Source organism: Stenotrophomonas chelatiphaga, from assembly GCF_032054965.1.
GTDB lineage: Bacteria > Pseudomonadota > Gammaproteobacteria > Xanthomonadales > Xanthomonadaceae > Stenotrophomonas > Stenotrophomonas chelatiphaga.
Window position 1 is genome coordinate 58,894 of the sequence record NZ_DAMBRS010000014.1, and the last position, 10,564, is coordinate 69,457.

General features: G+C 67.7%; 9 protein-coding genes. 5 read left to right on the forward strand and 4 right to left on the reverse strand.

Annotated elements, in window-relative coordinates; translation table 11 throughout:
* Window positions 1–2 precede the first annotated feature (2 nt).
* Complete coding sequence (gene arsC, locus RTX79_RS15470) at window positions 3–398, forward strand: arsenate reductase (glutaredoxin) (RefSeq protein WP_312684652.1); 396 nt, start codon at window positions 3–5, stop codon at window positions 396–398.
* Here the strand turns inward: arsC and RTX79_RS15475 are convergent, their stop codons facing one another.
* Genes RTX79_RS15475 through RTX79_RS15485 form a run of 3 tightly spaced genes read right to left on the reverse strand, consistent with a single transcriptional unit; the run spans window position 399 to window position 3,270 of the window.
* A complete protein-coding gene (locus RTX79_RS15475) occupies window positions 399–1,757 on the reverse strand; it encodes a sensor histidine kinase (RefSeq protein WP_312684653.1) in 1,359 nt (452 codons plus the stop codon).
* A complete protein-coding gene (locus RTX79_RS15480; protein WP_057508770.1) occupies window positions 1,744–2,457 on the reverse strand; it encodes a response regulator transcription factor in 714 nt (237 codons plus the stop codon). The genes RTX79_RS15475 and RTX79_RS15480 overlap by 14 nt, the downstream gene beginning before the upstream one ends.
* A 27-nt stretch (window positions 2,458–2,484) precedes the next feature.
* On the reverse strand, window positions 2,485–3,270 hold the full coding sequence (locus RTX79_RS15485; RefSeq protein WP_312684654.1) for a MipA/OmpV family protein: 786 nt from the start codon (window positions 3,268–3,270) through the stop codon (window positions 2,485–2,487).
* A 576-nt stretch (window positions 3,271–3,846) separates the two neighbouring features.
* Between RTX79_RS15485 and RTX79_RS15490 the strand changes: the two genes are divergently transcribed.
* From RTX79_RS15490 to RTX79_RS15500, 3 genes are read left to right on the forward strand one after another with little or no spacing between them, the layout of a single operon-like run.
* Complete coding sequence (locus tag RTX79_RS15490; protein ID WP_057508772.1) at window positions 3,847–4,479, forward strand: TetR/AcrR family transcriptional regulator C-terminal domain-containing protein; 633 nt, start codon at window positions 3,847–3,849, stop codon at window positions 4,477–4,479.
* A gap of 47 nt (window positions 4,480–4,526) precedes the next feature.
* Window positions 4,527–5,624, forward strand: a complete 1,098-nt coding sequence (locus RTX79_RS15495) for an efflux RND transporter periplasmic adaptor subunit (protein ID WP_312684655.1) — start codon at window positions 4,527–4,529, stop codon at window positions 5,622–5,624.
* Window positions 5,621–8,686 (forward strand): efflux RND transporter permease subunit, encoded by a 3,066-nt coding sequence (locus tag RTX79_RS15500; protein WP_312684657.1) that lies wholly within the window; start codon window positions 5,621–5,623, stop codon window positions 8,684–8,686. Before RTX79_RS15495 ends, RTX79_RS15500 begins: the two co-directional genes overlap by 4 nt.
* A gap of 105 nt (window positions 8,687–8,791) precedes the next feature.
* On the opposite strand, the gene RTX79_RS15505 is transcribed toward RTX79_RS15500, so the two are convergent.
* On the reverse strand, window positions 8,792–9,889 hold the full coding sequence (locus tag RTX79_RS15505; RefSeq protein ID WP_312684658.1) for an alpha/beta hydrolase family protein: 1,098 nt from the start codon (window positions 9,887–9,889) through the stop codon (window positions 8,792–8,794).
* 141 nt (window positions 9,890–10,030) lie between these two features.
* On the opposite strand from RTX79_RS15505, the gene RTX79_RS15510 reads away from it, so the two are divergent.
* Window positions 10,031–10,408, forward strand: coding sequence for a VOC family protein (locus tag RTX79_RS15510; protein WP_312684660.1), 378 nt, complete (start codon window positions 10,031–10,033; stop codon window positions 10,406–10,408).
* Window positions 10,409–10,564 lie beyond the last annotated feature (156 nt).

Sequence of the window (10,564 nt, forward strand, 5' to 3'; positions counted from 1 at the left end):
GCGTGAATGCAGTGATCTACCACAACCCCCGATGCGGAACCTCGCGCAATACTCTTGCGTTGATCCGGCACGCAGGCCTTGAGCCGGAGGTGATCGACTATCTGTCTGATCCACCTGACCGGAGCCGGCTGGTTGAGTTGATCACCGCTGCTGGCCTTGGCGTGCGCGATGCCATCAGGCAGAAGGGCACGCCTTACCTGGAGCTTGGGCTGGACGACGCCAACCTCGGTGATGACGCCTTGCTGGATGCGATGCTGGCCCACCCGATCCTGATCAACCGCCCCTTCGTGCAGACCGGAATGGGAACGCGGCTGTGCCGTCCATCGGAGGTGGTGCTGGAGATTCTCCCGCCGATCGCTACGCCCTTCACCAAGGAAGATGGCGACGTGGTCGGCTGATCATTCCAATCCGCCGCTGGTTTCCACCACGAAACACGCGCCTGGTGCGCCACCGGCAGGTTCTAGCCGGATCGTCCATCCGTGCGACAGGCAGATTTCCAGGCAGATGGACAGGCCCAGTCCTGCACCGCGACCGTCGCGGGCCGTACCGCGCCAGAAGCGTTCGAACAGGTGTGGACGGTCCGCCTCCGCGACGCCACCTCCCTGGTCGCATACGCTGAAGCCATCGGCTTGAAGTGCGATGGTGATGGTGCTGCCCGGCGGCGAATGATGCAGCGCGTTTTCCAGCAGGTTCTTGACCAGCACGAACACCGCCGATGCATCGGCTTCCACGGCAGGCGAGGGCATGCGGGGCGGCAGCACCACCACGTGCACCGCGTGCTGTGCTGACAGCCGTGCCAGATAGTCCACCGCGTCGGTGACCACCGCGCCCAGCCGGATGGGGGCGAAGGTGTAGTTGTGGCCCTCGCTGACTTCGGCCAGGTGCAGCAGCTGGTGCACCTGGCGCGCCATCTGTTCGGTGTCACGCAACAGCAGCGGTGTGTTGGGGGCACCACTGAGCTCGATCTCTGCCTGCAGCAGCGCAAGTGGGGTCTTCAGCTCGTGCGCGGCGGCGGCGAGGAAGTCCTGCTGCACGCGGAAGCCCTGTTGCAGGCGTTCCAGTGCGGCGTTGAACGCCTCGATCAACGGCACCACCTCGGCGGGCAGCCCGTCGCTGCGCAGGCGTGCGCCCAGGTTGCGCGGACCCACCCGCGCCGCCACGCGTGAGGCCTGCCGCAGCGGCCGCAGCATGCGGTTGACGGTGAGCGTGATCACCAGCGCGAAGGTCAGCAGGGCGAGGATGACCACCGCCGCGCCGGCACGCAGGTACAGCTTGTCTGCATGGTTTTTCAGGGTCATCACCAGCCGGTCGCTGCGTGCGATGTGTGCCATGTAGGCCGTTCCAGCATGGTTGATCGGGGCGTGGATCACCTGCAGCGCGATGTCGCCACCGGGGTTGGCGACGGTCATGCGGGTGGCGCCGGCCGCAACGCGCTTCACTGCGTCCAGCGCCGGACCGGCGCGGCTGCTGGCGCGCGTGCGGCCCCGTGCGTCGGTAATCCAGTACGCCGCATCGCGGGGCATGGCGTCGTACACGTTGCCGGCCTGTGGCGGCAGCACGACGTGCAGCCTGCCAGCGGCATCCAGCCGGAGGGCTGCCTGCAGCTCATCCACTTCTTCCAGCAATTCCTCGCGCACCGCGTCTTCCGGCGTACTCATCCGTACCCAGGCGGTGACCACGACCGCGGCGGCCGCCGCGGCCAGCAGTGCCAGCAGCGTGGCCAGCATCAGGCGTGCGCTGAGGCTACGCGGCCGCATCGGCTGCCCGCAGGGCAAAGCCCAGGTTGCGCACGTTCACCACACCCAGGCCGGATTCGATGGCCGCCAGCTTGCGGCGCAGCCGGTGCAGCGCTACGTCCAGCGCATTCGGCGTCACCGCCTCACCGACCCCCCACGCGGCCGCTTCCAACGTGCTGCGGCGGACCACCTGGCCGCCGGCGTGCACCAGCGAGAGGATGATCTGCAATTCGGCCGGCGCCAGGCTGATCTGCTCGTCGCCACAGCGCATGCAGCCTTCCGCCGCCTTGACGTGCAGTCCTTGGTGGACCACATCCAGTGTGCGCAGTTCCGATGGCCGGCGCATCAAGGCGCGCACGCGCGCGGCCAGTTCTTCGATGGCGAACGGCTTGGGCAGGTAGTCATCGGCTCCCGCATCCAGTCCATCGACACGATCGTGCAGGCCGTCGCGGGCCGTCAGCATGAGACAGGGAATGCGGTTGCCGGCCGCACGCATGCGCCGCACCAGGTCCAAGCCATCCCCATCGGGAAGGCCGCGATCGATCACCGCCGCGGCGTAACCGTGCCGGGCAATCGCATGCCACGCAGTTTCCACGCCGGGGTAGATATCCACCGCGATGCCCGCCGCGCCCAGGCCACGCTCGACCAGGCTGGCCAGGCGGGGATGGTCTTCGACGAGTGCGATCCGGTTGGGCAGGGCGGCAGGCGGGGGCGGTGGCATGGCAGGCGGGTACCGGGAAGCGGAAGGTCAGAAGCTGCGGGTGATGCCGATGCGGAGGCCGGCCGAGCCGTCCGTATCGGCCTCGCTCAGCGGGCTGTCAGTGATTTCGTCTGGCAGGAACCGGTAGTCCACGCCGCCCATCACGCGCCATTTTTCGCCCAGCGGACGCGAGAAGCCGACACTGATCTGCGGCACCAGCGCCGAACCCGGCTGGTAGCGTGCCACGCCGCGTGCGACCTCCTCTTCCAGCGTGCCATGGTAATAGTTGACCATGTCGCTGGACATCCAGCGGACGCCGACCCCCGGGACGATGGTGGTACGTCCCCAGGTGAGAGCGTACGCGTAGTCGGCGGCGATCTCGTAGCCGCCGCTGGTATCGGTGACATCGGCCAGGGCGCTCAGCTTGAACTCGCCGGCACGGCTGCTCCAACTGGCTGCCAGGCCGGCATCGAGGCCGTCGTCGCGGTCCTCCAGCAGGTGCCGATCGACTCCATTGCCTGCCAGCTCGCGTCGTCCGAGATCCTTGATGTCAACGCCATCGAAGCGGCCGGCCAACACGGCATCCAAAGTGAAGGACTCGCCCTTGAACACGTGCACGCCGCCGCTCACGCCGCGCCAGAAGATCCGCTCGCCTTCGAAGGTGACCAGCGGCAGCGGGCGCACGCGGGTGCCTTCGCCCGCGTAAGGGCTCTGCCTGGCCGCGGCGGCCACGCCGATCGACCAGCGGTCGTCCTCGGCCTTGGCCAGCAGGTCGCCGGTGCTGGAGGCGTTCTGCGCGAGGGCCAGGCCCGGCAGCAGGAAGGGTACGGACACTACATATTTGAGCATCGGAGGGACTTCGCTGGGGGGAGAGTGCGGCGAGTCTTGCTGGCGCTGACTTACAGGCGACTTACCGGGGCTGGCTGGGTGGCCGATGGTTCAGGCGGGGTCTCGGAGAGCATGACGGCCAGCGGCCGTCACTACCGGTGGCAGCGCCCGCGAGCGGTGATGGCGCCCGGGAACGGAATACGCGAACGGAACACGCGGGCGGTACGGCGGTGGGGACCGGTAGCGCCGAAGGCAGCGGCAGGAGCCGCTGCCTTCGGCGCTTGCGACGGCCCGCAGGTGCCGGTCAGGACGACCGGCATAGCCGTGCTCGGCGAGCGCAGCGGCGAAAGCGTGACGACCAACGGTCGTCACGCACCGAAGCAGGTCGTCACCCACCGAAGCAGGTCGTCACCCACCGAAGCAGGTCGTCACCTACCGATGCAGGTCGTCACCCACCGAATCAGGTCGTCACCCACCGAATCAGGTCGTCACCTACCGAAGCAGCTCGTCACACAACGGGCCTTGCGAAGCCCAACCTAACGCTGTTAGATTCGCTCCCTAACAACGTTAGGTAGAGCCCCCTTGCGCCAACCCATTGCCCGCGAACAGATCGTCGGGGCGGCCTTCCGGATCCTCGACGAGGCCGGCCTGGAAGGCGTGACGCTGCGCAAAGTGGCCTGCTCGCTGGGTATCCGTGCGCCGTCGTTGTACTGGCATTTCAAGAGCAAGCAGGCGTTGATCGACGCCATGGCCGACGCGATGATCGCCGACGTGGCGCAGGTCATCCCGGAGGGGCAGCCCTGGCGCCAGACCCTGCTGCAGATCGCACGTGAGTTCCGCGTTGCGTTCAAGGCGCGGCGCGATGGCGCGCGGGTCTATGCCGGTACCTTCCTGGCCACCGAGAACGTACTGCGGGCAGGCGAGGCCAGCATCGTCGCGCTGGTAGGTGCCGGGGCATCGGCCAGCTTCGCCGCCACCACGGCGATGGACCTTGTGTACTACACGATGGGCTACGTCATCGAAGAACAATCCTGGCCAGGCGATGGCAGCATGGAAGCGCTGGGCGAGGCCTTCATGGCGCTGGCCGAGCAACGTTTCCCGCATTGCTGGGAAGCGCGCGAGGTCTGGCGTGAAGTCGATTTCGATACCCGTTTTGAACAGGGCCTGGGACTGATGCTGGACGGCATCGAACTGCGGCTTGGCCGCACCCCCTGACTCGCCAACCCCTTTTGACCCTGATGCCTCCACACGGAAAGCCACCCATGCGTGCACCCTTTTTGATCCTGCTGGTTTCCCTGCTCGCCGGCTGCGGTGGCAAGGACGAAGCGGCCGATGAAACCGCTGCCGACAGCGCGGCGCTGCCGGTCTCGCTGGCGCCCGCGCAGCAGCAGGCGATGGCGCGCACGGTGCTGGTCTCCGGCCCGGTCACGGCCTATGAGGAAATGCAGCTGGGGGTAGAAATCAGCGGCCAGCGGGTCACCGCGCTGCCGGTGGACGTAGGCCAGTGGGTCAAGAAGGACCAAGTGCTGCTGCAGCTGGACCATCGCACGCTGGACAGCGAACTGGCCCAGGCCGATGCCTCGCTGCGGCAGGCGCAGGCGTCGCAGGAACTGGCGCGGATGAACTACGAGCGCAGCGCCAAGCTGGCCGCCCAGCAGTTGATCAGCGCCAGCAGCCTGGATGAGCTGCGCGCCAACCGCATCAATGCCGAAGCGCAGACCGCCACCGCCCGTGCCGCGCGCGATGCAGCGAAGCTGCGGCGTGACTTCGCCGACCTGCGCGCGCCGGCCGACGGCTTGATCTCCAAGCGGCTGGTTCAGCCCGGCCAGGTGGTATCGGCCGGCACCGAGCTGCTGCGCCTGATCCGTGACGGCCGCCTGGAATGGCGCGCCGAACTGCCGGAAAACCAGCTGGCCGACGTCGCCGTGGGCAACACCATCGAACTGCGCTACGCAGGCCAGGTGGTCACCGGCAGCATCCGCGCGGTCACCCCCGGCGTGGATGCGCAGACCCGTACCGGCACGCTGTATGCCGACCTACCCACACCCGGTCCGCTCAAGCCCGGCGTCTACGTGGAAGGCCGCATCGTCACCGGTGACGGGCAGGCGCTGACCATCCCCACTGCGGCGATCGTCCAGCGCGACGGCCACAACTACGTGTTCACCGTCACCGACAAGCAGCAGGCCAGTCGCCACCGCGTCAGCACCGGCCAGGCCGTGCAGGGGCGCACCGCCATCCTGGAAGGCCTGAAGGCCGGCGACCAGGTGGTGGTGGACGGCGCGGGCTTCCTGGGTGAGGGCGACCGCGTGCGCGTGGTCAGCGCGCCCAAGGCCGATGCGGCGAAGGCGGCTGCGCAATGAATTTTTCCGCCTGGGCGATCAAGCGCCCGCTGCCCGCGCTGCTGATCTTCTTCGTGCTGTGCGTGGCCGGGCTCTGGGGCTTCTACCAGTTGCCGGTTGCGCGCTTCCCCGACATCGCCTTCCCGATGACCACCGTCACGGTGACCCAGCCCGGCGCCTCGCCGAGCCAGCTGGAAGCAGAGGTCACGCGCAAGGTCGAAGACTCGGTCGCCACCGTCAACAACGTCAAGCGGGTGATGTCCTCGGTGAGCGAGGGCGTCAGCACCACCACCATCGAGTTCCAGCTGGAAGCCGACCTCGCCACGGCGTTGGACGACACGCGTGATGCGGTCACCCGCATCCGTACCGACCTGCCGCAGGACATCCAGGAGCCGGTGATCTCCAAGGTCGACATCGGCGGCTCGCTGATGACCTATGCGCTGGTCGCCCCGCACATGAGCAGCGACGAAGCCAGCTGGTTTGTCGACCGCGATATCGCGCGCGCGATGTACGGCGTGCCGGGCGTGGCCCAGGTCACCCGGGTGGGCGGCGTGGAGCGCCAGGTGCGCGTGGACCTGGACCCCAACGCACTGATCGCCATGGGCATCACCGCCGGTGATGTATCCCAGCAGCTGGCGCGCATCCAGGTGGAGCGCGCGGGCGGCAAGGCCGAAATCGAAGGCGCACAGCAGACCATCCGCACGCTGGGCACGGTAGGCGATGCGCAGGCGCTGCGTGACTACTCCATCGCGCTGCCCGATGGCCGCGCGGTGCGCCTGTCCACGCTGGCCACGGTGACCGACGCGGCCGCCGACCCGACCGAAGCGGCGCTGCTGGATGGCAAGCAGGTCGTGGCGTTTTCGATGTCGCGCACGCGCGGCTCCAGCGAGGTCAAGGTGGAAGCCGGCGTGCACGCCGCGCTGGACAAGATCAAGGCCGAACATCCGGGCATCGATTTCCGGTTGGTCACCACCGCCATCGACGAGACCCACCGCTCCTACGATTCGTCGATGACGATGCTGTGGGAAGGCGCGCTGCTGGCCCTGCTGGTGGTGTGGCTGTTCCTGCGCGACTGGCGGGCGACCTGGGTGGCGGCGCTGGCGTTGCCACTGTCGATCATCCCGACCTTCGCGGTGATGTACTTCTTCGGCTTCACGCTGAACATCATCACCCTGCTGGCGCTGTCGGTGGTGGTCGGCATCCTGGTCGACGATGCCATCGTGGAGATCGAGAACATCGTGCGCCACCTGCGCATGGGCAAGCCGCCGCTGGAAGCTGCGCGCGAAGCGGCGGGTGAGATCGGCAATGCGGTCATCGCCACCTCGCTGACGCTGGCGGCGGTGTTCGTGCCGGTGGCCTTCATGCCCGGCATCGCGGGCAAGTTCTTCCGCGAGTTCGGCTGGACCGCCGCCACCGCGGTGCTGTTCTCGCTGCTGGTGGCGCGCCTGCTCACGCCGATGATGGCCGCCTACCTGCTCAAGCCACACGGCGAAGAGAAGCCGGATTCGCGCCTGATGGTCTGGTACCTAGGCTGGGTGGATGCCGCGCTGCGCCATCGCGGCCGCACGCTGTGGCTGGCCACCGGCCTGTTCGTCGCCTCGCTGGGGCTGGTGCCGTTCATCCCGGCTACCTTCATTCCGCAGTCCGACCTGGGCCGCAGCAACCTCAACCTGGAACTGCCGCCGGGTACGCGTCTGCAGGACACCGTGGCGGTGGCCGAGCGTGCGCGCGCGCTGCTCACGGACATGCCGGAACTGAAACAGGTCTACACCGCGGTGGGCAGCGTGCTGGACTTGGGTGACCCCGGTTCCACCGGCGTGGGCGAGCCGCGCAAAGCGACGCTGGTGCTGGACTGGGGATCGGCCGATGACCGCGACCGCGACCAGCGTGCACTGGAACGCGAGGCCCGGCACAAGCTGGCCAACCTGCCCGGCGTGCGCGTGAGCTACGTGAGTTCCGAACCGGGCAACCTGCTGCAGCTGGTGCTGTCCGGCGATGATCCGCAGCGCCTGCAGGAAGCCTCCACCGCGCTGGAACGCGACCTGCGCGGCATCGAGGGGCTGGGCAGCGTCACCTCCACCGCCTCGCTGCTGCGACCGGAAGTGCAGATCGTTCCGGATTCGGCGCGTGCCGCCGATCTGGGCGTGGCAACGGCGGACATCGCCGAAGCCGCGCGCATCGCCACCGCCGGTGACTACGAACAACGCCTGGCCAAGCTCAACCTGCCGGACCGCCAGGTACCGATCCGCGTCGGTTTCGCCGAAGCGACGCTGGCCAATCCGGCGCTGATCGGCCAGCTGCGCGTGCCCGGACGCGACGGCCCGGTGCCGCTCGCTGCGGTCGCTGATATCCAGCAGGGCAGTGGACCGTCGCAGATTTCGCGTTACCAACGCCAGCGCAATGTCACCCTCACCGCTGAACTCAACGGGCGTCCGCTGGGCGAGGTGATGACCGAGGTGCAGGCACTGCCCGGGGTGAAGCAGTTGCCGCCGGGCGTGAGCTTCCTCAACACCGGCGATGCCGAAGTATTCGTGGAACTGTTCATCGGCTTCATGCTGGCGATGGCGGCGGGGTTGATCTGTATCTACATGGTGCTGTTGCTGCTGTTCAACCATGCGCTGATGCCGGTCACCATCCTGGCGGCGGTGCCGCTGTGCGCCGGTGGTGCGTTCGGTGCGCTGCTGATCACCCAGAACATGCTCTCGCTGCCGGCGTTGATCGGGCTGCTGATGCTGATCGGCATCGCCACCAAGAACTCGATCCTGCTGGTGGACTACGCGGTGATCGCCGAGGACGAGCACGGCATGAGCCAGCACGATGCACTGGTGGATGCCTGCCGCAAGCGTGCACAGCCGATCATCATGACCACCCTGGCGATGGGCGCGGGCATGATGCCCATCGCGCTGGGCTTTGCGGGTGACTCCAGCTTCCGCGCGCCCATGGCGATCGCGGTGATCGGTGGGTTGATCACCTCCACGCTGCTCAGCCTGATCGTGATCCCGGCCGCGTTCACGGTGGTGGATGATCTGGGGGACTGGATGTCACGCAAGTTCAGGCGGAAGTCTTCGCACCCCACCCCATAGCCCGGTAACGCCGAGCCGCGCTCGGCGGACTCCGTGAGCATGCGGCCCGCTGCGCTCGCCGACCATGGGTCGGCGCTACCGATGCGCGTGCGGCCAGGGACACCGTCACCGCGCCGCCATGCTCTGCATGACGACCGCGTCCACCACTTCCTGCGGCTTGAACGCGCAATGTCCTTCGCCCGTGGCCGGCAACACGCGGGGTGCCGGCCGCGCGCCCGCCTTTGCCGCCAGCGCGAGGTACACCGGTTCGAAGCGCGGAGTAACCGAGGGGTCCTCATGGTTGTACTGCAGCAGCAGCGGTCTGCGCAGGGCGCCGGTCAGGCGTAGCGACTGTTCCAGCCGTGCCTGCGCAGCAGGATCGGCAGCCACGCGGCGCACGCCCGCATTGAATGCCTTGTCATCCCCGAAGCCGCTGTACACCGTGTCCTGGTTGCCCACCGGCACCCCACCGCTGCGCGTGACCAGCTGCTGGAACACCAGCGTGTGCAGGCTGAGCGTGCCGGCCAGCTCATCGACCTGCACCTCAAGCCGCTTGGCCAGCGGTGCGGCCGCTTCCGGCTTGGCTTCTACGGCAGCAGCGATGCGCTCATACACCGTGCCCTGCGGCAGCCCTGCAACGGCGGATGAAGTCAGCCCACCGGCGGGCAACCCTTTCGCATCCGGGAAGAAGTACGCAAAGGCCAGCAGCGAGGTCAGCATCTCCCCGGCCAGCACATCACCGGGCAGGTTGGCGCCGCATAGCGACACGCCACCGTCGTAATACTGCGGCAGCCGCTCCAGCGTGGCGATCGCCACCGCACCGCCCATCGAGAACCCCAGGATCCACGTCCGCTTCGTGGCGGGATTTTTCGCGATGAAGTGCTGGCGCAGGCGCTCGGTATCGTCGATGGCATCGCTGACCGCCCAGCCCTGGCTGGCATAGCCACTCTGCGCTACGGCATAGCCTGCCCTGACCAGCGCGTCGCTGGATTCGTTCGCCGGCCACGGGTCCGGGCGAGGCGTGCCGAGCGCTTCGAATCCATGCGCCAGCAGCACCAGTTCGCCGTTCCAGATGGCCGGGTAGTCGATCCGCCAGGGCGCTCCCTGCAGCTCACCGGTTTCGCTACGTGGTGCCGCCGGGGCGGGCGATCTGCTCCATGCCGGGGGGCAGAGCAGGGCGGTGCAGAGGCTCACGCAGGCGAGCAGGGATGAGACCTTGCGCATCGGTTCCGTCCTTTCAGGTGGCCGGGGGCATAACGCGGAGGATAGCGCTGGCGCTGCGGCGGGTCGCGTAAAATTGGTGCGGCGGGGCGGGAAAGCCGCCCCGGGCCTTACCCACCCCGATGCAACTGATGCGAGGGTTTCATGATCGACCACCTTGACCACCTGGTGCTGACCACGACCGACGAAGCGGCAGCGACGCACTTCTACGTGGATGTGCTGGGCATGCAGTTGGAGCGCTTCGGCGAAGGGCGAAAGGCCTTCCGCTTCGGCAATCAGAAGATCAACCTGCACGTCAAAGGCAGGGAGTTCGAGCCCAAGGCACACACGCCGGTTCCGGGGGCGTTGGATCTGTGCTTCATCGCTTCGTTGCCGTTGGATCAGGTCATCGCCCGATTGGAATCACTGGGCGTGCCCGTCGTCGAGGGCCCGGTTGCCCGGACCGGCGCGACCGGCCCGATCCGTTCTGTCTACCTGCGTGATCCGGATCTGAACCTGATCGAGATTTCCGAATACGTGTAGCAGCCCGCTGCGCTCGCCGACCATGGGTCGGCGCTACCGATGTGCATCGGGATCGCAGAGCCCGGTAGCGCCGAGCCGTGCTCGGCGGACTCCGTGAGCCTGCAGCCCGCTGCGCTCGCCGACCATGGGTCGGCGCTACCGATGTGCATCGGGATC